The sequence below is a fragment of the Enterobacter sp. EC_64 genome (genome assembly GCF_019584165.1).
Taxonomy (GTDB): Bacteria; Pseudomonadota; Gammaproteobacteria; order Enterobacterales; family Enterobacteriaceae; genus Enterobacter; species Enterobacter roggenkampii.
The window spans coordinates 1-21,672 of sequence record NZ_VDAS01000011.1 but is presented as its reverse complement, the minus strand read 5'-3'; the positions used below and the strand labels follow the sequence as shown (position 1 = coordinate 21,672).

The following is a 21,672-nucleotide window of genomic DNA, read 5'->3' as shown; positions in this document are numbered from 1 at the left end:
CCGTTATGGCCGTTTATCGAAAGGAAGAAGTCAATGCGCAATCTGGTTAAATATGTCGGGATTGGCCTGCTGGTTGTGGGTCTTGCAGCCTGTGATAACAGCGACACGAAAACGCCTGCTCAGGGCGCATCCGCAGAGAGCAATGCGACCGGCCAGCCGGTGAATCTGATGGATGGCAAACTCAGCTTCTCTCTGCCAGCCGATATGACTGACCAGAGCGGCAAGCTGGGCACTCAGGCGAATAACATGCACGTTTACTCCGACGCAACCGGGCAGAAAGCGGTCATTGTGATTGTGGGCGACGACACCAGCGAAGATCTGGCGGTCCTGTCCAAACGTCTGGAAGATCAGCAGCGCGGCCGCGACCCGCAGCTGCAGGTCGTGACCAATAAATCCATCGAGCTGAAAGGCCATAAGCTGCAGCAGCTGGACAGCATCATCTCTGCGAAAGGCCAGACCGCTTACTCCTCTGTCGTGCTGGGCAAGGTCGATAACAAACTCCTGACCCTGCAGATCACCCTGCCAGCGGAAGATCAGCAGAAAGCGCAGACGGCTGCTGAAAACATCATTAACACCATCGTAATCCAGTAACGTTTCACGATGATGACGTGGCCTCCGGTGCCTGCACCGGGGGCCATTTTTTTAGCCGCCACGTCAGCAGCAATGCCATCATGACCAGACCCGCCGCGGCAAGATAGATCACCGGTACCCCCGCCCAGGCCATTACCAGCCCTGCCAGCGGCCCGGTAATGCCCAACGACATATCCATAAACACCGTATAGGTCGCCAGCGCCGCCCCCTGGTTCTGCTGCGGCACCGCTTTCACCGCGACCACGCCCAGCGCCGGGAAGACCAGTGAAAAACCGGCTCCCGCGAGAAATACGCCCATTTTCGCCATCCACGGCGCGCTGGCTACGCCGGTCAACAGCAGCCCGACAATCTCTACCGCAAAGCAGATCGTCGCCACGTTCAGCCCGCCCAGACGGTTGATGCCGTTAGGGAAAAGCAGGCGCGCCCCAACAAACGCACAGCTGAACAGGGTTAACGCAAAGGCCGCGCCGTCCCAACCTTTGGCGTCATAGAACAGGGTAATGAAGGTGGCGATGACCCCGAAGCCGGTGGTCGCCAGCGCCAGCGCCATCCCGTATGGCCAGACCCGCCCGAGCACCGCCCGGAACGGCAGCGGTTTGCCCTTGCTGGCCTTCACTGTCGGGCGCGGCAGCGCAAACAGTATCGCCACAAGCGCGACCGCCATAATGGTGACGGCCAGGCCATACAGCCCGCCAAACGCATAGCAGGCCACGCCGAGCGGCGCGCCGAGCGCCATCGCGCCGTAGGTGACAATCCCGTTCCAGGAGATCACCCGACCAATGTGTGGCGTCCCGACAACCCCCACGCCCCAGAGCGTCGAGCCGGTTCCCGCCAGGCTTTGCCCGATACCGAGGATGACGCGGCCCAGGCAGAGCAGCGCCAGGCTGACCAGCGGCCAGTGGCTGGCTGAGGCAGCCAGCAGATAGCTCAGGCCACTGAGGAAGCAGCCGCACAATCCCACCACCACGATGCTTTTTGGACCGAACGTGTCCGCGTAGCGCCCGGCATGCGGGCGGCTCAGGAGCGTGGCGAAATACTGCAGGCTAATCACCAGCCCCGCCCAGAAGGCACTGAAGCCCATGACGTCATGGACATAGCCCGGCAGAACCGCCAGCGGCAGGCCGATGGTGAGATAGCTGGCAAAGTTAAAAATCACAACGGAAACGATGCGCAGATTGAGGCGCAGTCCGCTCAGTGCCGGTTCAGCGGCAGGTTCGGGCATGGGGTTCTACCTGGATTTTTTACAACAGTGTTTCACTATTACCACGCCCCAATAAGAAAATCAGCAGCGACTTTCAGATTAACGGTGCCAGACGAAGCGAGGCCCGGGCACTACACTTACCGGGTCATCACATTAAGGAACGCGCATGATCGCTAACCCGTCCGACAAAGCAGGACTCCACATCTTATTAAAGCTCGCCTGTCTGGTGGTTATCCTTGCGGGTATCCATGCGGCCGCCGACATCATAGTTCAGCTCCTGCTGGCGCTCTTTTTTGCCATTGTGCTTAATCCTCTGGTCACCTGGTTTCTGCGCCGGGGCGTTAGCCGCCCGGTCGCCATCACTATCGTCGTCATCGTGATGCTGATTGCCCTGACGGCGCTCTTCGGCGTGCTGGCGGCCTCGCTGAGTGAATTCTCCACCATGCTGCCGCAGTACAACAAAGAGCTGACGCGTAAGATCGTCGCACTCCAGGAGATGGTGCCTCTCCTTAATCTGCATATCTCACCCGAACGGATGCTGCGCAGGATGGACTCCGAGAAGGTCATGACCTACGCCACCACCTTGATGACGGGACTTTCCGGCGCGATGGCCAGCATTCTGCTGCTGGTCATGACGGTGGTGTTTATGCTGTTTGAAGTCCGCCACGTCCCGTATAAGCTGCGCTTTGCACTGAATAACCCACAAATTCACATTGCTGGCTTACACCGGGCGCTGAAGGGCGTCTCTAAATATCTGGCGCTGAAAACGCTGCTGAGCGTCTGGACCGGGATCATCGTCTGGCTGGGGCTGATGCTGATGAACGTGCAGTTCGCGCTAATGTGGGGCGTGCTGGCGTTTCTGCTGAACTACGTGCCCAACATTGGCGCGGTGCTTTCCGCCGTGCCGCCAATGATTCAGGCGTTTCTGTTTAACGGTTTCTACGAATGTATGCTGGTCGGCGCGTTATTTCTCGTCGTGCATATGGTGCTGGGCAATATTCTCGAACCACGCATGATGGGGCACCGGCTCGGCATGTCGACGCTGGTCGTCTTTTTATCTTTACTGGTTTGGGGATGGCTGCTGGGCCCGGTCGGTATGCTGCTCTCGGTCCCCCTGACCAGCGTGTGTAAGATCTGGATGGAGACCACCAAAGGCGGCAGCAAGCTGGCCATTTTGCTCGGGCCGGGAAGGCCGAAAAGCCGGTTGCCCGGGTAGCTGACCTACCTTTATAGGTAGGTTTAAACCGCCAATAATCCGCCTTAAATTACCGCGTTCATAACCTGTCGCGGTATTTTTATTTGCGTTAAGGAAATATTAATTCTGTTTTTGTTTACGTCAGTCGCATTACGTTGAAACGCAAATCATGATTTAACGCAAATTAAAAAAAATGAAATTGTTAATTATTTTCCATGTTATTATGCCCGCCTTCGCGTCAACGTAATGCAAACCTTAATATTGATTAAAAAAACATCTGGCACAAAAGAAACGCCGGATGAATATTATTTGTAAAAACCACTACCTTTAATTGTTATTATTGATATGGAGTTGTTGATGAAAAAGATCGTTAAATGGTGTGCTGCCGCCGTATTCGTTGGCGCACTGGCAGGCTGTGCGCGTACTGCCCCAATCGCTCAGGTTCACTCTACTGTGAGCGCGGGTCATACCGCCGACCAGGTAAAAACAGCGATTTTGAAAGCAGGACAAAAACGTGACTGGATCATGACGGAAGCCGGTCCGGGCGTTATCAAAGGTCGTCTGCAGGCGCGCGACCACTCGGTCGACGTTCGTATTCCTTATTCCGCAACAAGCTATTCCATTAACTACGAAAGCAGTATGAACCTGAAAGCGGCTGACGGTAAAATTCACAAAAATTATAACCGTTGGGTGAATAACCTCGACCACGATATTCAGCTGAACCTCTCCGCGGGCGCCGCACTGTAATATTTTTCTAAAGTCGGGCCGCATATGGCCCGATAACCCTTATTTCTTGCCCTGAAAGGTTACGCAGCAATGTACGAAAAGGATACGCTCAGCGCACTGGATGCCATTACCGAAGCGCAACGCATCGCTTTTGCTCCGATGTTATTTCAGACCGCGCTTTGTCTGCGTAACTCAGGCATTCTCGCCTGGCTCGATAAACAAGGTAAAGAGGGTGCCAGCCTCGAGGAAATAACCGAACACAGCACGCTCGGCAGCTATGGCGTCAGCGTACTGCTGGATATGGGATTAAGCGGGCGGATCGTTACCCAACAGCATGGACGTTATTTTCTGGCGAAAGTGGGCCACTTTTTACTGCACGATGAAATGACCCGCGTAAATATGGATTTCACTCAGGACGTTTGTTACAAAGGACTATTTCACCTGGCGGACGCCCTGAAGGAAGAAAAACCTGCGGGATTAGCGGTGTTTGGCAACTGGCCAACCATCTATCCGGCATTATCCCAATTACCGGCTCAGGCGAAAGAGAGCTGGTTCGCCTTTGATCATTACTATTCCGACGCCGCGTTTGACGCCGCTTTGCCATATATATTCGCAAGCTCGCCGACAAAATTGTACGATGTGGGCGGAAATACGGGTAAATGGGCGTTACGCTGCTGCCGCTATGACGAAAATGTTGCCGTGACGATCCTCGACCTGCCGCAGCAGATAGCGCTGGCGCAGGAAAACATCGCAAAAGCAGGTTTTTCTCATCGTATTGGATTCCATGCTGTCGATATGCTTAGCCCAGCAGCCTTGCCGGGTGAGGCCGACGTCTGGTGGATGAGCCAGTTTCTGGATTGTTTCTCTCCGGATCAGATTGTCGCCATGCTGACGCGCGTCGCACAGGTCATGAAGCCAGGCGCACGTTTGTGCATCATGGAGCTTTTTTGGGATGCCCAGAAGTTTGAAGCGGCCTCTTTCAGCCTGAATGCCACCTCGCTCTATTTCACCTGTATGGCGAATGGCAATAGCCGGTTTTACAGCGTAGAGGCGTTTTATCGTTACCTGGAGAGCGCAGGTTTCAGCGTTGAACAGCGTCTGGATAACCTTGGGGTCGGTCATACCCTGCTGATTTGCACCAAACGTGAACAATAGAGCAGCTTAGCTGCCCGGGTGGCCAGGTCTGCCCTTTGAATACGGTTTTTTTTCGCGGACGCGCGTAGATGAAATTTTCACTGAACATTATCGACTGGCAGGCGAGAGCCCCAGGACTCAGCGATGCCACAGAGTGGCAGGCGTGGTCACGCCTGCAGCTGCCCGTCGATCCAGCGGCCCCGCTTCCCCGGCTGACCGCTTTACCCATGATGACCGCGCGCCGCCTCAATTCAGGCAGTAAGCTGGCGGTGGACATTGGTCTCGCTATGCTGCAACACCACGCCATTGATGCCGTCGTCTATTCCAGCCGCCACGGCGAGCTGGAGCGCAACTACCGTATTCTGCATGCTCTGGCGACGGGGCAATCCGTATCGCCTACCGACTTCGCCATGTCCGTGCACAATTCGGCGGTGGGCAATCTCACGATTACCGCACGCCAGGCAATCGTCTCGTCATCCATTTCTGCCGGGCTGGACACCTTCCAGCAGGCATTATGTGAAGTCCTGAGCCTGCTGCAGGCGGGCTACTCCCGCGTCTTGCTGGTCGATTTTGACGGCGCACTGCCGGAATTTTACCACCCGGCGTTACCGCACCAGATGCCCACCTGGCCCTACGCGCTGGCGCTGGTGATTGAATCCGGCAAGGAATTGCAGTGTGAAACCCGCAGCGGCAGCACGGGGGATGAACCCGCCCTTCCGCAAAGCCTGATGTTCCTGCAACGCTATCTCAGCGAGGCACGCCAGTTTGTGGTACCCGGCGAACGTTTGCTGTGGCAATGGACGCGCGCATGAACCGCCTGACTGCCCGAATTAACTGGTTATGGCGTCTGGTGATGACCGGATTCTGCTTCGTGCTGTTTGGCGTGGGCGGGCTGCTGCTGTCACTGGTATGGTTCAACCTGCTGCTGATCGTCCAGCGCGACCGCACCAACCGCCGTCGCCTTGCGCGGCGCAGCATTGCGGCCAGCTTCCGCTTCTTCCTGACCGTTGCCCGTGGCCTCGGGGTACTGGACTATCGCATTCACAATCTTGACGCCCTGCGCAACGATCGGGGTTGTCTGGTGGTGGCTAACCACCCCACGTTAATTGACTACGTGATTCTGGCATCGGTGATGCCAGAAACCGACTGTCTGGTGAAAAGCGCGCTGCTGCGCAATCCGTTTGTCAGCGGCGTCATCCGCGCGGCGGATTACCTGATTAACAGCGAAGCCGAGCCTCTGCTAGCTGCAAGCCAGCAGCGTCTGGCTCAGGGCGACACGCTGTTAATCTTCCCGGAAGGCACACGTACCCGGTCTGGCGAAGCTATTTCCCTCCAGCGCGGCGCAGCAAATATCGCCGTGCGCTGTAACAGCGATCTGCGGGTGGTGCTGATCCACTGTAGCGAACATCTGCTGGATAAAAAAAGTCGCTGGTATGATGTGCCGCCAGAAAAACCTGTCTTCACCGTGGATGTCCGCGACCGCGTGAACATCGACGAATTTTACGATGCAAATGAACAAGAACCGGCGCTGGCGGCAAGGCAGTTAAACCGGCATCTACAGCATCGATTAACATCAGGCCTTCAATCTTTGTCAGGAATTAATGATGCAAGCGCTTTATCTTGAAATTAAGAATCTCATTATCACCACGCTGAATCTGGACGAGCTTACCGCAGAGGATATTGATACCGATGCCGCGCTGTTTGGCGATGGGCTGGGTCTCGACTCTATCGACGCGCTGGAACTGGGTCTGGCCGTGAAAAACCAGTATGGCGTGGTGCTTTCTGCTGAAAGCGAAGAGATGCGCCAGCACTTCTTTTCCGTCGCCACGCTGGCGTCCTTTATCAACGCTCAACGCGCCTGAGATGTGATCACGATGACCGAACAAGAAACCATTTATCAGGAAGTCTGTGGCCTTCTGACCCGACTGTTTGAAATCGACCCGCAGGATATTACCCCTGAAGCCCGTCTTTACGAAGACCTGGAGCTGGACAGCATTGATGCGGTGGACATGATTGTTCATCTGCAGAAGAAAACGGGCAAGAAAATCAAGCCGGAAACCTTCAAATCGGTTCGTACCGTTCAGGATGTGGTAGACGCCGTCGAACAGCTTCTGCGCGAAGAGTAAGACGTCGTGCGCGGCGGACGGACATTCCCGATCATCCCACTTCTGACGGGGTTGATGCTGCTGGCGTGGCCCTTCCTGATTGGATTTGGGCTGGCGCATAACAGCCTGCAGTGGCTATTACCCGTGATGGCTCTGGTGTTACTGCTGCGGCTGCGTCAGGCGCAGCGGAACACAAGCCCGATGCGGTATGTGGTGCAGTGCGTGGCGCTGGCGGGGATCGCCCTCTGCACGGCAAGCTACCTGCTGAAAGCCCACCAGTGGCTGCTGCTCTACCCGGTGGTCGTCAACCTTGTCATGCTGGCCGTGTTTGGCGGTTCGCTGTGGACAGCGATGCCGCTTGTCGAACGACTGGCGCGCTTGCGCGAGCCAAACTTGCCCCCGGAGGGCGTGCGCTATACCCGTAAGGTGACCCTCGTCTGGTGCGGTTTTTTCGTCGGCAACGGCACGATGGCGCTGTTTACCGTCCTCCACGGCGACATGCATCTGTGGACGCTATGGAACGGTATGGTGGCTTACATCCTGATGGGGATGCTGATGGCAGCAGAGTGGCTGGTGCGCCAGCGGGTGATAAAAAAAGAGATGCACAATGACTAACCCCCTTCCGCTGGGCCAGTGGTTAAATGCGCCGCGCCCTGACGACACGCCTGTTGCCTGGCTTGACGATCGTACCTGGACGCTGGGCCAGTTGCGCCACGACGTAACCTTACTGGTCGAGACCCTGCGTCAGCAGGAAGGCGAGCGCTGGGCGCTGTGCTTTGAAAACAGCTACCTGTTTATTGTTGCGCTGCTGGCCTCGCTGCACGCCGGTAAAACACCGGTCATTCCCGGCCATAGCCGCGTCTCGCAGCTTGAAGAACAGCAATCTTTGTTTAGCGGCGTTCTGAGCGATCGGACTCTTGGTTTTCATGGGAAACAGATTGTGGTGGCCTCCAGCCACCAGACAGCCAGCCACTGGGTGCCTCTGCCGATCATTGACGAAAACCGCTTCGTTGAACTGTTCACCTCAGGCTCCACGGGCACCCCGCGCCGGGTGGTTAAGCACATCGTCAGTCTGGATCGCGAAGCCCGCCTGCTGGCTAACCGCTTTGGTGAGCGTCTGGCCGGATGCAGCATTGTGGCCTCGGTCGTACCGCAACATCTGTATGGCCTGACATTCCGTATCGTCTTGCCGATGGCGCTGGGCCTGCCGCTGCATGCCGCGATGCTCTATTACGCAGAACAACTGGCCGCCCTGCCTCCTGACAGGCAATACCTGTTCATCAGCAGCCCGGCGTTCCTGAAGCGCCTGGATACCGAGCTTGCCGCGCCGCCCGTCAGGATGCTGATTTCAGCAGGTGGAATGCTGCCCTGGCGTGACGTCTCGACCACCTCCGGCTGGCTTAACCTTTGGCCGGATGAAATTTATGGCAGTACCGAAACCGGGATCCTCGCCTGGCGCCATCGTCAGGAGGATAACGTGCCCTGGCTACCGTTCCCCGGCGTGATCTTCCATCAGGAAGATGACGCCTGTCGCGTTACGTCGCCACTGATCCATGAGCCAGAAGGGCTCCAGCTCGACGATATCCTGCACTTCGACAGCGAGGGGCTTTTCAGCATCGCCGGTCGCCGCGGGCGAGTGGTCAAAATTGAAGAAAAACGCATCTCGCTTAACGAGATCGAACGCCGCCTGCTGGAGCTCGACGGTATTTGCGAAGCGGCCGCCCTGCCGGTCACGCGCGGGGGTCGTCAGGGGATTGGCGCCCTGCTGGTTCTGGATGAAACGGCCCGTCAGCGCGGGTATGTGCAGGATAAAAAAGCGCAGGAGTTCGCCTGGCGTCGCGCCCTGCTGCCGTGGCTTGAACCCGTCGCGGTGCCGCGCTACTGGCGCATCGTTGATGAAATGCCGGTAAACAGTATGAACAAGCGTGTCTATGCGCAGTTAGAGGAGTTATTTCATGAAAATTCATGAAATTGAGCGCCACCAGACACAGCCGGAGAAGCTGGAGATCGTTTTGCATCTCGACGCAACGCTGTTCTGGTTTCAGGGCCATTTCGCCGTACAACCGCTGCTGCCCGGCGTTGCGCAGCTTGACTGGGTGATGCACTACGCCACGACGTTACTGGCACCGGGCTATCGCTTTCACAGCATTCAAAACGTGAAGTTTCAGGCACCACTGCTGCCGGAAACCACGGTGACGCTGATGCTTGAGTGGCATGCCGAACGTCAGATGCTGACCTTCAGCTATCAACGCCATGCCGGGGCTGAGCGCCACACCGCCAGCAGCGGGAAAATTCGTCTATGTCAGTAATCTTTCGTCCCTGCGTGCTGATCCCGTGCTACAACCACGGCGCGATGATTGCCAGCGTGCTGTCACGTCTCGCGCCGTTCGGCCTGCCGTGCCTGGTGGTGGATGACGGCAGCGACGCAGTAACCCGTCAGGAGCTTGAGCGCCTGGCGGCGGAGCAGCCGCAGATGACGCTGGTTCGTCTGGCGCAAAACGCCGGAAAAGGTGCCGCGGTCATCAGAGGGCTGGAGGAGTGCGCGCGGACGGGTTACACCCACGCCGTGCAGGTGGATGCGGACGGTCAACACGCCATTGAAGATATCCCCAAACTGCTGGCGCTGGCGGAGCGCCACCCGGACGCGCTGATTTCCGGCCAGCCCATTTACGATGACTCTATTCCGCGCTCCCGACTTTACGGGCGCTGGATCACCCACGTTTGGGTGTGGATTGAAACCTTATCGCTGCAGCTTAAAGACAGCATGTGCGGCTTTCGGGTCTATCCGGTTTCACCCACGCTGCGGCTGGCAGCGCGCGAACCGCTCGGCAAGCGGATGGACTTTGACACCGAAGTGATGGTTCGTCTCTACTGGCAGGGCAACACCAGCGTCTTTCTGCCCACGCGCGTGACCTATCCGCAGGACGGTTTGTCCCACTTCGACGCGCTAAAAGATAACGTGCGGATCTCCCTGATGCATACCCGGCTCTTCTTCGGCATGCTGCCCCGCATGCCCGGCCTGCTTTTCCGTCGACGCCGCCAGCACTGGGCGCAGCAGGACGAGGTCAAGGGTCTGTGGGGGATGCGCCTGATGCTGCGCGTCTGGGAACTACTGGGTCGGCGGGCCTTTACCGTGCTGTTGTGGCCGGTTATCGGCGTGTACTGGCTTATCGCGCGTCCGGCGCGGCAGGCCTCGCGGCAGTGGATGGCGAGAGTGAAGCAAGAACTGCGTCAGCGGAGCATGCCTGTTCCCTCACGGCTTAACAGCTTTTTCCATTTCATGCGCTTCGGCAACGCGATGCTGGATAAAGTCGCCAGCTGGCGCGGCGAGCTGAAGCTTCATCGCGATATTGTCTTTGCCCCCGGCGCGAGCGAAGCGTTAAACATCGCGGCTCCACAGGGCAAACTGCTGCTGGCCTCGCACCTTGGCGACGTAGAGGCCTGCCGGGCCCTGGCTCAGCTGGAAGGCAGTAAAATCATCAACGCCCTGGTTTTCAGCGAGAACGCCCAGCGCTTTAAGCAAATCATGAGCGAAATGGCGCCCGAAGCTGGCGTGAATTTGATGTCGGTCACCGACATCGGCCCGGACACCGCCATTGCCATCAAAGAGAAGCTTGAGCGCGGTGAATGGGTCGCGATTGTGGGGGATCGCATCGCGGTGAATCCGCAGCGCGGCGGCGAATGGCGCGTGATCTGGAGCCGATTCATGGGCCAGCCTGCACCGTTCCCACAGGGGCCGTTTATCCTGGCCTCCATCCTGCGCTGCCCGGTGGTGCTGATTTTCGCCCTGCGCCAGCAGGGTAAGCTCGTCCTGCACTGCGAGCCGTTTGCCGACCCGCTGCGCCTGCCGCGCGGTGAACGCCAGCAGGCACTGCAAGATACCGTCGATCGCTATGCGCAGCGGCTGGAACATTACGCCCTCATGTCGCCGCTCGACTGGTTTAATTTTTTCGATTTCTGGCATCTGCCAGAGTCCAGTGAGAAGGAGTAAAGGGTGCTAACCGATCCCCGCTTTACGACTGAAGTCGAGATCACCGTTCCGTTCCACGACGTCGATATGATGGGCGTGGTCTGGCACGGTAACTATTTCCGCTACTTTGAGATCGCCCGCGAGGCGCTGCTCAATCAGTTTGATTATGGCTATCGCCAGATGAAGGCCTCCGGCTACGTCTGGCCCGTCGTCGACACCCGGGTGAAATACCGCGATGCGGTGACCTTTGAGCAGCGTATTCGCGTCCGCGCGCACATTGAAGAGTATGAAAACCGCCTGCGCATTGCCTATCAAATTTTCGATGCGCAGACCGGCAAACGCACGACCACCGGTTACACCATTCAGGTGGCGGTGGAAGAAGCGACCCGCGAAATGTGCTTTGTGAGCCCGGCAATACTGTTTGAACGTATGGGAGTAACACCATGAAATGGTTGCCTTTACTGGCGCTGATCGTCAGCCCGCTGGTCAGCGCCGTGACGCTGGATGAGCTGCAGCAGCGCTTCACCGAGCAGCCCGTGGTGCGCGCGCATTTCGAACAGGTTCGCACGATAAAAGATATGCCGCAGCCGCTGCGCTCGCAGGGCGAGATGCTGATCGCCCGCGACAGCGGCCTGCTGTGGGATCAAAAAGCGCCGTTTCCGATGACGCTCCTGCTGGACGACAAGCGGATGGTGCAGGCGATTAACGGCCAGCCGCCGCAAACCATCACTGCCGACAATAATCCGCAGATGTTCCAGTTCAACCATCTTCTGCGCGCCCTGTTCCAGGCGGACCGCAAGGTGCTGGAAGAGAACTTCCGCATCGATTTTAAAGACCTGGGAGCGGGCCGCTGGTCGCTGGTGCTTACGCCAAAAACGACGCCGCTGGACAAGATTTTCGCCACCCTCGATCTGGGCGGCGCGACCTATCTGGAAACGATTCGCCTCAACGACAAACAGGGCGACCGTACCGATATCGCCCTTTCTCACCACCAACTGACGCCCGCCAGCCTGACCGATGACGAACGCCAACGCTTTGCCGCACCGTAAATCCCTGCGCCCGGCGCTGCTGTGGGCCACGTTATGCCTGATTCTGCTGGGCGTGTTGCTGTCGCTGCTGCCCGGCGCGCGACTGAACAGCAGCGTGCTGGCCATGCTGCCGAAGCAGACGCTGGGGGCAATCCCGCCGGCGCTCAACGACGGGTTTATGCAGCGTCTCGACCGCCAGCTGGTCTGGCTGGTCAGCCCCGGCAAAGAGCCGGATCCGCGCGTGGCACAGCAGTGGCTGGCGCTGCTGCAAAGCACTGATTCGCTCAGCGAGGTCAAAGGCCCGATGGACGCCGCCGGGCAAAAGGCCTGGGGAGAGTTCTTCTGGCAGCACCGAAATGGCCTGATTGACCCCGCCACCCGCGCCCGCCTGCAAAACGGCGGAGAAGCGCAGGCGCAGTGGATTTTATCTCAGCTCTACTCGGCCTTTTCCGGCGTCAGCGGTAAAGAGCTGCAAAACGATCCCCTGATGCTGATGCGCGGCTCGCAGCTCGCTCTGGCGCAAAACGGCCAGAAGCTGCGGCTGATGGACGGCTGGCTGGTCGCAAAAGATGAGGCGGGAAACTACTGGTATCTGCTCCACGGCGAGCTGGCGGGCTCATCATTTGATATGCAGCAGACCCACCGGCTCGTGACGACGCTTAACGCGCTGCAGGAGACGCTGAAAGCCCACTACCCTCAGGCACAGCTGCTTTCCCGCGGGACCGTGTTCTACAGCGATTACGCCAGCCAGCAGGCCAAACGTGATGTTTCGACGCTGGGTATCGCCACCCTGCTTGGCGTGTTCCTGCTCATCGTGGCGGTGTTCCGCTCTCTGCGCCCGCTGCTGCTGAGCGTGCTCTCCATTGCCATCGGCGCGCTGGCGGGGACGGTGGTGACGCTGCTGCTCTTTGGCGAGCTGCACCTGATGACGCTGGTGATGAGCATGAGCATCATCGGAATTTCGGCAGACTACACGCTTTACTACCTGACCGAACGGATGGTACACGGCGCGGAGCATTCTCCCTGGCAAAGCCTGGCCAAAGTTCGCAATGCGCTGCTGCTGGCGCTGCTGACGACCGTCGCCGCCTACCTGATTATGATGCTGGCCCCCTTCCCCGGGATCCGCCAGATGGCGGTGTTCGCTGCCGTGGGGCTGAGCGCCTCCTGCCTGACGGTGATTTTCTGGCATCCGTGGTTGTGCCGCGGGTTACCGGTGCGCCCGGTTCCCTTTATGGTCCTGATGCTGCGCTGGCTGGCCGCCTGGCGACGCAGTAAAAAACTGTCAATTGGTCTTCCCGTCGCGCTGGCGCTGCTCTCCGCCGTGGGAATAAGCACGCTGAAGGTGGACGACGACATCGCCCAGCTGCAGGCGTTGCCGAAAGATATTCTGACGCAGGAGAAGGCCATTACCGCCCTGACCGGACAGAGCGTGGATCAGAAATGGTTTGAGGTTCATGGCGCTTCGCCTCAGCAAACGCTGGAGCGGCTGGAAGCCTTTACCCCGGCGCTGGCAGAGGCGCAGAAAGCGGGAGAAATTACCCGCTGGCGCACCCTGCCGCTGAACTCGCTGGCCCGCCAGAAAAGCGATCTTACGCTGCTGCAAAACGCCGCGCCTGCGGTAACGAACGTGCTGAAAAGCGCAGGGCTCAACGCCGTCTCCCCGAATCTGGACGCCATGCCGGTCAGCGTGGACGCGTGGCTTAAAAGCCCGGCCAGCGAAGGCTGGCGTCTGCTCTGGCTGACCCTGCCCGACGGTCAAAGCGGCGTGCTCGTGCCGGTGGACGACGCAAAAAACAGCGCGGCCCTCGGCGAGCTGGCCGCGCGCCATGACGGTGTCGTCTGGGTCGATCGCAAAGCCAGTTTTGACACCCTGTTTGCCCTCTACCGCACGCTGCTGACGGGGCTCCTGTTTGCCGCGCTGGCGGTGATTGCCTGCGGGGCGATGGTGCGCCTCGGCTGGCGTAAGGGACTGATAAGCCTGGTGCCGTCCGTGCTGTCGCTGAGCTGCGGGCTGGCGGTACTGGCCGCAACGGGCCACCCGGTAAACCTGTTTTCACTGCTGGCGCTGGTGCTGGTGCTCGGCATTGGCATTAACTACACGCTGTTTTTCAGCAACCCGCGCGGCACGCCGCTGACCTCGATGCTGGCGATTACGCTGGCGATGATGACCACGCTGCTGACGCTGGGCATGCTCGTCTTCAGCGCCACGCAGGCCATCAGCAGCTTTGGTATCGTGCTGGTGAGCGGTATTTTTACCGCCTTCCTGCTGGCGCCGCTGGCGATGCCGGATAAGAAAGAGAGAAAACGTAAATGAACGCTTTTTACCGCGCCGTCGCGCTAACCGCGGCGCTGCTGCTGGCAGGCTGCAGCCATTCGACCGATACCCAAGAGACGCGTCCCCAGGCCTGGCTCCAGCCGGGAACCCGCGTTACGCTCCCGCCGCCCGGCATTAGCCCGGCGGTAAGCTCCCAGCAGCTGCTGACCGGCAGCTTTAACGGGCAAACGCAGTCCCTGCTGGTGATGCTCAACGCGGATGCGCATAAAGTGACGCTGGCCGGGCTCTCTTCCGTGGGCATTCGTCTGTTCCTGGCGACGTACGATGAGACCGGTATTCATACCGAGCAGTCGATCGTTGTGCCGCAGTTGCCGCCCGCCAGCCAGGTGCTGGCCGACGTGATGCTCAGCCACTGGCCGATTAGCGCCTGGCAGCCGCAGTTGCCGAAGGGCTGGACGCTGACTGACACGGGCGATCGGCGCGAACTGCGTAACGCCAGCGGCAAGCTGGTGACGGAGATTGTCTACCTGCAGCGTAAAGGCAAGCGCGAGCCGATCAGCATCGAGCAACACGTTTTTAAATACCACATCACCATTCAATATCTGGGTGACTGAGATGATTTATATTTCCGCTGTTGGCATGGTCAACGCGCTGGGCAACTCGCATGATGAAATCGCTGCTAACCTGGTGACGGGCGCAGCGCCGGGTATGCATGCCCGAACCGGCTGGTTACAGGGTTCACCCGACGCCGTGCTGGGCGGTGTGGAAGGCGAACTGCCGCCCATCCCGGAAACGCTGTCCGCACACCGCACCCGCAACAACCAGCTTCTGCTGGCCGCGCTGGCGCAGATTCAGTCGACCGTCGACGAGGCTATCGCCCGCGTCGGCCGCGATCGGGTGGCCGTGGTGCTGGGGACCAGCACCTCTGGGCTGGATGAAGGCGATGAGCACGTGCAGCGCATGACCCATGGCGAAGCGAGCACGCACTGGCAGTACCCGCAGCAGGAGCTCGGCGATCCGTCCCGCTTCCTCGCCAACTGGCTTCAGCTCGAAGGCCCGGCCTATACGATCTCGACAGCCTGCTCTTCCAGCGCGCGGGCGATGATTGGCGGCAAACGTCTGATTGAAGCCGGGCTGGTGGACATCGCGATTGTTGGCGGAGCAGATACCCTGAGCCGGATGCCCGTCAACGGGTTTAACAGCCTTGAATCCTTCTCCCCTACGCTCTGCGAGCCTTTTGGTCGCGACCGTCGGGGGATCACCATCGGTGAAGCCGCCGCGCTGATGGTGCTTAGCCGTGAGCCCGCGGACGTGGCGCTGCTCGGGACGGGTGAATCCAGCGATGCGTACCATATTTCCGCTCCGCATCCGCAGGGCGAAGGGGCGATCAGGGCCATCACGCAGGCGCTCAACGAAGCGGGTATGCAGCCCGGAGATATCGGCTACATCAACCTGCACGGCACGGCCACGCCGCTTAACGATCAGATTGAATCGCAGGTGATACACGATCTCTTTGGGGAAAGCGTGCCCTGTAGCTCTACTAAACACCTTACCGGCCATACGCTGGGCGCTGCCGGTATCACCGAAGCGGCCCTGAGCTGGCTGATTCTGACGCGCGATCTTCCCTTACCGCCGCAGGACTTCGCCCGCTACGCACCGGACGACACGCTGGCGCCGTGCGGTCTGCTGCACCAGCGCACCGCGCTGACAAAGCCGGTCATTCTGTCTAACTCGTTCGCGTTTGGCGGCAACAACGCCAGCATTCTGCTGGGGAGAGCGTCATGAGCTACTTATCACCCGAAGCCTATTTGCCGCACGATGCGCCCATGATGTTGCTGGAGTCCGTTGAGAATGTGACGGACGACATGGCGGTATGCCGCGTCGCGATAGACAGACAAAGCGTGCTGGCACCCTTTCTGAATGCCGATGGCGACCTGCCGGGCTGGTACGCGCTCGAGCTGATGGCGCAGACCGTCGGCGTCTGGTCCGGCTGGCATCGCCAGCAGCAGGGGCAGGAGCATATTGCGCTGGGCATGGTGCTCGGCGCGCGTGAACTGATCTGCGCCAGCGGGCGTTTCGCCGCAGGCTTGACGCTGGACATCACCGTTAAGCTGCTGATGCAGGACGAACGCTTCGGCAGTTTTGAATGCGCAATTTCCGCTAATGAAGAGACGCTGGCCACGGGCCGGGTCAACACCTTCCAGCCAAGCGCAGAAGAATTAACCTCGCTTTTTAATCAGGGATCTAACGCATGAGTCGTTCCGTACTGGTCACCGGGGCCAGCAAAGGCATAGGGCGCGCCATCGCCCGACAGCTTGCCGCCGACGGGTTTACCTTAGGCGTGCATTACCATCGTGATGCCGCAGGCGCGCAGGAGACGCTGGACGCCATCACGCAGGCGGGCGGCAACGGCCGTTTACTCTCGTTTGATGTGGGCAACCGCGAACAGTGCCGCGAGGTGCTGGAACAGGACATTGAAGCCCATGGCGCATGGTATGGCGTGGTCAGCAACGCGGGTATCACCCGCGATGGCGCCTTTCCGGCATTGAGTGAAGACGACTGGGACAGCGTGATCCACACCAATCTCGACAGTTTTTATAACGTCATTCACCCCTGCATTATGCCGATGATTGGCACCCGTAAAGGGGGACGCATTATCACCCTATCGTCCGTGTCCGGCGTGATGGGTAACCGCGGGCAGGTGAACTACAGCGCGGCAAAAGCGGGCATTATCGGTGCCACCAAAGCGCTGGCGATTGAGCTGGCAAAACGCAAAATCACCGTGAACTGCATTGCGCCGGGGCTGATTGATACCGGAATGATTGAAATGGAAGAGGCCGCGCTGAAAGAAGCGATGTCCATCATTCCAATGAAACGCATGGGCCAGGCTGAGGAGGTCGCCGGGCTGGCAAGCTATCTGATGTCAGATATTGCGGGTTACGTCACCCGCCAGGTCATTTCCATTAACGGAGGAATGCTATGACGCGTCGCGTGGTGATTACGGGCATGGGCGGCGTGACCGCCTTTGGCGAAAACTGGCAATCCGTGTCCAGCAGGCTGCTGGCGTATGAAAACGCGGTGCGTAAAATGCCGGAGTGGCAGGTCTATGATGGCCTGCACACCCTGCTGGGCGCGCCGATTGATGACTTCACGCTGCCGGAACATTATACCCGCAAACGGATCCGCGCCATGGGCCGCGTGTCGTTGATGTCGACCCGCGCCACGGAGCTGGCACTGGAGCAGGCGGGGCTGATTGGCGAGACGGTGCTCACCAATGGGCAAACGGGTATCGCGTATGGCTCATCCACAGGCAGTACCGGGCCCGTCAGCGAATTCGCCACTATGCTCACCGAAAAGCACACCAATAACATCACCGGCACAACCTACGTGCAGATGATGCCGCACACCACCGCGGTGAATACCGGACTGTTCTTCGGATTACGTGGCCGCGTCATCCCGACCTCAAGCGCCTGTACGTCCGGCAGCCAGGCAATTGGCTACGCCTGGGAGGCGATTCGCCACGGCTATCAGACCGTTATGGTTGCGGGGGGCGCTGAGGAGCTGTGTCCGTCTGAAGCGGCGGTGTTTGACACGCTGTTTGCCACCAGCCAGCGTAACGATGAACCCAAAACCACCCCTTCGCCATTTGATACGCAGCGCGATGGTCTGGTGATTGGGGAAGGCGCGGGCACCCTGATACTCGAAGAGCTGGAGCATGCCAAAGCGCGCGGGGCCACTATCTACGGCGAAATCGTGGGCTTTGCCACTAACTGTGATGCGGCCCATATCACCCAGCCTCAGCGTGAAACCATGCAGATTTGTATGGAGCAGTCGCTGGCCATGGCGGGATTGAGCGCCCTGGATATGGGGTATATCTCCGCACACGGTACTGCCACCGATCGCGGTGATATTGCTGAAAGCCAGGCCACTGCCGCTATCTATGGTGACAACGTGCCGATTTCATCGCTGAAGAGCTATTTTGGCCACACGCTCGGAGCCTGCGGCGCGCTGGAAGCATGGATGAGTTTACAGATGATGCGTGAAGGCTGGTTTGCCCCGACACTCAATTTAAGGCAACCGGATGAGCAATGTGGTGCTTTAGATTATATTATGGGAGAAGCCCGCCAGATCGATTGCGAGTATCTGCAGAGCAATAACTTCGCGTTTGGCGGCATCAACACCTCGATTATCATTAAACGCTGGGCGTAACTATGTACCAGTTTGTACTGGGAAAAATATCCACCCTTTGCGCGGACCCGCTGGCGTCAACGTTCGCAGACAGCGCACCTCAGGGTGCTCGCAATGCCTCATGGCTGGCTGGCAGGATGCTGCTCGCCAGAGCGTTATCCCCTCATCCGCTCCCCGACATTATTTACGGCGAGCAGGGGAAACCGGCCTTTGCGGAGGGCCATCCGCTGTGGTTCAACCTGAGCCACAGCGGTGACGATATCGCCTTGCTGATGAGCGATGAAGGCGAAGTCGGCTGTGATATCGAAGTGATTCGCCCCAGGAAGAACTGGCAGGCGTTAGCGAATGCCGTCTTCAGCATGACGGAGCATGATGAGCTTGAGCGCGAAGCGCCAGAGGAACGGCTTGCCGCCTTCTGGCGTATCTGGACGCGAAAAGAGGCGATCATCAAACAGCGTGGCGGTAGCGCCTGGCAGATTGTCAGCATTGACAGCACGGCGCCGTCGCACTCGGTCAGCCAGGTGCAGATCGGCTCACTCAGCCTGGCCGTTTGTACGTCGACCCCTTACACCCTGACCACCGAGTCGATTATCCACGTCGGGGCAGGAAAATCACCAGTACACCCAACATAATAAACACGACGCCGACCAGCCCGTGCCAGGAGAAGCTTTCTCCCCAGCCCGGCAGCAGGATCGCGGCGCCCCACACCAGGATATAGCTAAGACTCAGCAAGGCATACGCTTTGCTGAGGGCCATGCGATGCAGCGCCAGGTACCAGCAGCCCATAGAAGCCACATACCCCATCAACCCCAGCAGCAGCGCGCCCGTGCCGGACGAGACGTGCCACAGCGCGGAAATAAACGTCAGAATCTCGCTGACCGGAGGCAGAGCCTGCATGGCCTCGCGCAGCAGCAGCTGCGCGGCGCTGACTAACAGCACGCTGCATAAGGCCCAGAACGCCCCTTTCACAGGCTCCCTCCCAGGATAACAATCCCAATGATGATCAACCCCACCCCCAGCCAGTGATGCAAGGCGACGTTTTCACGCCAGAATACCTTCGCCGCCAGCGTCACCCAGACAAAATTGAGGCTCAGCATAGGGTAGGCAATGCCGACAGGCAGGCGCTGCAGCACCACCAGCCAGACCAGCATCCCGCTGCCCAGCGCCAGCAGAGCCAGGCCAAGCCACAGCGCGATATGCACGCCACGCCGCCCGGCTTTCGCCGGACGGGTAGCCTGTTTCTGGCACAGCTGTCCTGCACAGCTGAGCAGGCTTGCCAGTATCAGCCAGATCCAGGTCATCACTTCGGCAGATACTGCAGGTAGGCCAGACGGCCCTGGATATACAGGCTGTCCGGTTCTGGCAGATTCGCCCGCGAAAGATCATCGCGTTTTGACAGCAGAATCACCAGCGATACGCGTCCCTGCTGACGGTGCTCAGCCAGCCACTGCGCGAAGTCATCTTTACCGACAAAACGATCTTTCACATCAGGATAATCCAGCCCGTAGCGCAGTTCGCCGCTCTGACCAAACAGCGTGATGTCATTGCGCTTCAGCTCCCACGCCAGGCCAGCGGCCAGGCCCACGTTATTGGCCAAGACAAATCGGCTGTCCTGAAGCGGCTCGCGCACGGTGTCGACCAGCGACTGCGGCTGTTTGGAATCCACCACCAGGTTAGGAATGGCAAAACCGATCAGCAGCGCCAGGCCCGCAGGGCAGAGCGCCGCAAGCCACCAGCGCTGCTGACTCTGCCTGAACGTAAACCAGCCGACCGCGGCCCAGATGAGGAACGCGACCACCGCGCAGAACACTTTATACAGTTCAACCGAGGACCAGACCGGATGCTTAGCGAACCCCCACGGAGAGACCACCAGCGCCGCCACCATGCCGATAACGCCAAACGCCAGGTTGATCCCGCCGTTAATGCGTAACGCTCTGGCGCCCTTCTCCGCCGCGAGGCAGGCATAGCGCGCCATCAGGATCGCCAGCGGGGCAAAGCACGGCAGGATATAGGTTGGCAGCTTGCCTTTGGCGATGCTGAAGAACAGCAGCGGCATCACCACCCAACCCAGCAGATAGAACCCGCCGCCCGCGTTTTGTCTGTCATTCCATCCGAGACGAAACGCGCCGGGCAGCAGCGCCAGCCACGGCAGGCTACCCGCGATCAGGAACGGCACGTAGTACCAGAACGGGGCTTTGTGCTGCGCATCGCTCTGGGCGAAACGCTGAATATGCTCAACCCAGAAGAAGTAACGCCAGAAGTCAGGCTCACGCTGCGCAATCGCCAGCCCCCATGGCAGAACAATCAGCACGCAGCTCAGGATCGCGAGCCAGCCAAAAATCAGCACCTCTTTCCAGCGCTTCTGGGCGATCACCCACGGCAGCACGCCAATCACCGGTACCGCCAGCGCCAGGAAGCCTTTGGTCATCACCCCCATCCCGCAGGCCAGCCCAAGCAGCACATAGCCGCCCGCTTTTCCGGCAACGGTTTGGGCCTGTGACGCCAGCCAGAAGCTGCACATCGCCGCCACCAGCCACAGGGTGATGATGGGATCCAGCACCGCATACGTGCCGATGCCATACACCAGGAACAGGGTCAGGAAGATCAGGCCGGAGAAAATGGCTGTCCGCTTATCCCGCCAGAGACGCCAGGCCATCCAGATGACTAGCAGCGCCGCTAAACCGGTGGAGAAGATAGACCCGGCGCGCACGGCGAGGTTCGTGTGCCCGAACAGCATCTGCCCGATGCTGTTGATCCAGTAGCCGGCAATCGGCTTTTCAAAGTAACGCAGCCCCAAAAAATGCGGGACAACCCAGTCTCCGGAGGCCAGCATTTCGCGGCTGATTTCCGCATAGCGCGTTTCATCAGGCTGCCAAAGCAGGCGGATATCAACCGGGATGAGGTAGTAAACGATAAACAGTGCGAGAAGCGCTAAGCCATAACGGGCTGTTTTCATTGGACCGGACTCACGGTTTGTTGATAGCCAAGCCAGCCTTCCCGGCCAGCCAGTTCATTACGGACCACTTTGCCCACGGGCAGGGTGCTGAGGTCGTCTGGCAGCAGCTCGCTTAACGGGCAAAACGCAATGCCTTCCTGAGCGGCCATCGTCAGCAGTTCGTCGAAATCATGCTGATACGCAATCCCGGTAATGACTCCAACTTACTGATAGTGTTTTATGTTCAGATAATGCCCGATGACTTTGTCATGCAGCTCCACCGATTTTGAGAACGACAGTGACTTCCTGCCCAGCCTTGCCAGA

Annotated in this window: 26 protein-coding genes and 1 pseudogene; 21 read left to right on the top strand and 6 right to left on the bottom strand. The window is 59.1% G+C overall.

The window, feature by feature from the left end; all coding sequences use genetic code 11:
- Window positions 1–33 precede the first annotated feature (33 nt).
- Window positions 34–591 (top strand): DcrB family lipoprotein, encoded by a 558-nt coding sequence (locus tag FHC52_RS10880; protein ID WP_008503073.1) that lies wholly within the window; start codon window positions 34–36, stop codon window positions 589–591.
- Window positions 592–595: 4 nt separating this feature from the next.
- On the opposite strand, the gene FHC52_RS10875 is transcribed toward FHC52_RS10880, so the two are convergent.
- Window positions 596–1,813 carry an MFS transporter gene (locus FHC52_RS10875; RefSeq protein ID WP_023345043.1) on the bottom strand — a complete coding sequence of 406 codons (1,218 nt, stop codon included), beginning with the start codon at window positions 1,811–1,813 and terminating at the stop codon, window positions 596–598.
- Between the two features lie 145 nt (window positions 1,814–1,958).
- Here FHC52_RS10875 and FHC52_RS10870 point away from each other — a divergent pair, with 145 nt between their 5' ends.
- From FHC52_RS10870 to acpT, 20 genes are all read left to right on the top strand, one after another.
- The gene (locus FHC52_RS10870) at window positions 1,959–3,008 is read left to right on the top strand and encodes an AI-2E family transporter (RefSeq protein ID WP_220420070.1); all 1,050 of its coding nucleotides are present in this window, start codon (window positions 1,959–1,961) and stop codon (window positions 3,006–3,008) included.
- Window positions 3,009–3,344: 336 nt separating this feature from the next.
- Complete coding sequence (locus tag FHC52_RS10865; protein WP_008503076.1) at window positions 3,345–3,734, top strand: hypothetical protein; 390 nt, start codon at window positions 3,345–3,347, stop codon at window positions 3,732–3,734.
- Between the two features lie 69 nt (window positions 3,735–3,803).
- Window positions 3,804–4,868 carry a class I SAM-dependent methyltransferase gene (locus tag FHC52_RS10860; RefSeq protein WP_008503077.1) on the top strand — a complete coding sequence of 355 codons (1,065 nt, stop codon included), beginning with the start codon at window positions 3,804–3,806 and terminating at the stop codon, window positions 4,866–4,868.
- Window positions 4,869–4,936: 68 nt separating this feature from the next.
- Window positions 4,937–5,659 carry a beta-ketoacyl synthase chain length factor gene (locus FHC52_RS10855; RefSeq protein WP_023326242.1) on the top strand — a complete coding sequence of 241 codons (723 nt, stop codon included), beginning with the start codon at window positions 4,937–4,939 and terminating at the stop codon, window positions 5,657–5,659.
- Window positions 5,656–6,471: a 1-acyl-sn-glycerol-3-phosphate acyltransferase gene (locus tag FHC52_RS10850; RefSeq protein ID WP_008503080.1), complete on the top strand. Its 816-nt coding sequence runs from the start codon at window positions 5,656–5,658 to the stop codon at window positions 6,469–6,471. Before FHC52_RS10855 ends, FHC52_RS10850 begins: the two co-directional genes overlap by 4 nt.
- Window positions 6,452–6,709, top strand: coding sequence for a phosphopantetheine-binding protein (locus FHC52_RS10845; protein WP_008503081.1), 258 nt, complete (start codon window positions 6,452–6,454; stop codon window positions 6,707–6,709). Before FHC52_RS10850 ends, FHC52_RS10845 begins: the two co-directional genes overlap by 20 nt.
- A gap of 12 nt (window positions 6,710–6,721) precedes the next feature.
- Window positions 6,722–6,973 (top strand): acyl carrier protein, encoded by a 252-nt coding sequence (locus FHC52_RS10840; protein ID WP_008503082.1) that lies wholly within the window; start codon window positions 6,722–6,724, stop codon window positions 6,971–6,973.
- A gap of 54 nt (window positions 6,974–7,027) precedes the next feature.
- Entirely contained in the window at window positions 7,028–7,567 is a 540-nt protein-coding gene (locus tag FHC52_RS10835; protein WP_023294735.1) for a hypothetical protein, read from the top strand.
- Window positions 7,560–8,921: an acyl-CoA synthetase gene (locus FHC52_RS10830; RefSeq protein WP_039267163.1), complete on the top strand. Its 1,362-nt coding sequence runs from the start codon at window positions 7,560–7,562 to the stop codon at window positions 8,919–8,921. Before FHC52_RS10835 ends, FHC52_RS10830 begins: the two co-directional genes overlap by 8 nt.
- Window positions 8,908–9,261, top strand: a complete 354-nt coding sequence (locus FHC52_RS10825; RefSeq protein WP_008503085.1) for a hydroxymyristoyl-ACP dehydratase — start codon at window positions 8,908–8,910, stop codon at window positions 9,259–9,261. Before FHC52_RS10830 ends, FHC52_RS10825 begins: the two co-directional genes overlap by 14 nt.
- Window positions 9,252–10,943, top strand: a complete 1,692-nt coding sequence (locus FHC52_RS10820; RefSeq protein ID WP_069598852.1) for a glycosyltransferase — start codon at window positions 9,252–9,254, stop codon at window positions 10,941–10,943. Before FHC52_RS10825 ends, FHC52_RS10820 begins: the two co-directional genes overlap by 10 nt.
- A 3-nt stretch (window positions 10,944–10,946) precedes the next feature.
- A complete protein-coding gene (locus FHC52_RS10815) occupies window positions 10,947–11,369 on the top strand; it encodes a thioesterase family protein (RefSeq protein WP_008503087.1) in 423 nt (140 codons plus the stop codon).
- Window positions 11,366–11,971 carry an outer membrane lipoprotein carrier protein LolA gene (locus FHC52_RS10810; RefSeq protein WP_045372068.1) on the top strand — a complete coding sequence of 202 codons (606 nt, stop codon included), beginning with the start codon at window positions 11,366–11,368 and terminating at the stop codon, window positions 11,969–11,971. The genes FHC52_RS10815 and FHC52_RS10810 overlap by 4 nt, the downstream gene beginning before the upstream one ends.
- Window positions 11,940–14,264, top strand: coding sequence for an MMPL family transporter (locus FHC52_RS10805; RefSeq protein WP_220420069.1), 2,325 nt, complete (start codon window positions 11,940–11,942; stop codon window positions 14,262–14,264). Before FHC52_RS10810 ends, FHC52_RS10805 begins: the two co-directional genes overlap by 32 nt.
- The gene (locus FHC52_RS10800) at window positions 14,261–14,839 is read left to right on the top strand and encodes a DUF3261 domain-containing protein (RefSeq protein WP_008503090.1); all 579 of its coding nucleotides are present in this window, start codon (window positions 14,261–14,263) and stop codon (window positions 14,837–14,839) included. Before FHC52_RS10805 ends, FHC52_RS10800 begins: the two co-directional genes overlap by 4 nt.
- A gap of 1 nt (window position 14,840) precedes the next feature.
- Complete coding sequence (locus FHC52_RS10795; RefSeq protein WP_032667186.1) at window positions 14,841–16,010, top strand: beta-ketoacyl-[acyl-carrier-protein] synthase family protein; 1,170 nt, start codon at window positions 14,841–14,843, stop codon at window positions 16,008–16,010.
- Complete coding sequence (locus FHC52_RS10790) at window positions 16,007–16,480, top strand: 3-hydroxy-fatty acyl-ACP dehydratase (protein ID WP_008503092.1); 474 nt, start codon at window positions 16,007–16,009, stop codon at window positions 16,478–16,480. Before FHC52_RS10795 ends, FHC52_RS10790 begins: the two co-directional genes overlap by 4 nt.
- Complete coding sequence (locus tag FHC52_RS10785) at window positions 16,477–17,208, top strand: 3-ketoacyl-ACP reductase FabG2 (RefSeq protein ID WP_126288614.1); 732 nt, start codon at window positions 16,477–16,479, stop codon at window positions 17,206–17,208. The genes FHC52_RS10790 and FHC52_RS10785 overlap by 4 nt, the downstream gene beginning before the upstream one ends.
- Window positions 17,205–18,434: a beta-ketoacyl-ACP synthase gene (locus FHC52_RS10780; RefSeq protein WP_039024272.1), complete on the top strand. Its 1,230-nt coding sequence runs from the start codon at window positions 17,205–17,207 to the stop codon at window positions 18,432–18,434. Before FHC52_RS10785 ends, FHC52_RS10780 begins: the two co-directional genes overlap by 4 nt.
- Window positions 18,435–18,436: 2 nt before the next feature.
- Window positions 18,437–19,045 (top strand): 4'-phosphopantetheinyl transferase AcpT, encoded by a 609-nt coding sequence (gene acpT / locus FHC52_RS10775; protein WP_021242167.1) that lies wholly within the window; start codon window positions 18,437–18,439, stop codon window positions 19,043–19,045.
- On the opposite strand, the gene arnF is transcribed toward acpT, so the two are convergent.
- The 5 genes and pseudogenes from arnF to FHC52_RS10750 all read right to left on the bottom strand — a co-directional run.
- Window positions 19,002–19,382, bottom strand: a complete 381-nt coding sequence (arnF, locus tag FHC52_RS10770; protein ID WP_032675597.1) for a 4-amino-4-deoxy-L-arabinose-phosphoundecaprenol flippase subunit ArnF — start codon at window positions 19,380–19,382, stop codon at window positions 19,002–19,004. The genes acpT and arnF overlap by 44 nt on opposite strands.
- The gene (arnE, locus tag FHC52_RS10765) at window positions 19,379–19,714 is read right to left on the bottom strand and encodes a 4-amino-4-deoxy-L-arabinose-phosphoundecaprenol flippase subunit ArnE (RefSeq protein ID WP_023294741.1); all 336 of its coding nucleotides are present in this window, start codon (window positions 19,712–19,714) and stop codon (window positions 19,379–19,381) included. Before arnE ends, arnF begins: the two co-directional genes overlap by 4 nt.
- Window positions 19,714–21,369: a lipid IV(A) 4-amino-4-deoxy-L-arabinosyltransferase gene (gene arnT / locus FHC52_RS10760; protein ID WP_126288612.1), complete on the bottom strand. Its 1,656-nt coding sequence runs from the start codon at window positions 21,367–21,369 to the stop codon at window positions 19,714–19,716. The genes arnE and arnT overlap by 1 nt, the downstream gene beginning before the upstream one ends.
- Window positions 21,366–21,563: pseudogene (locus FHC52_RS10755) on the bottom strand (4-deoxy-4-formamido-L-arabinose-phosphoundecaprenol deformylase); the annotation flags it as partial. The pseudogene FHC52_RS10755 and the gene arnT, both read right to left, overlap by 4 nt.
- 9 nt (window positions 21,564–21,572) lie before the next feature.
- The coding region (locus FHC52_RS10750; RefSeq protein WP_000641146.1) for an IS1 family transposase at window positions 21,573–21,672 on the bottom strand (100 nt) is incomplete at its 5' end.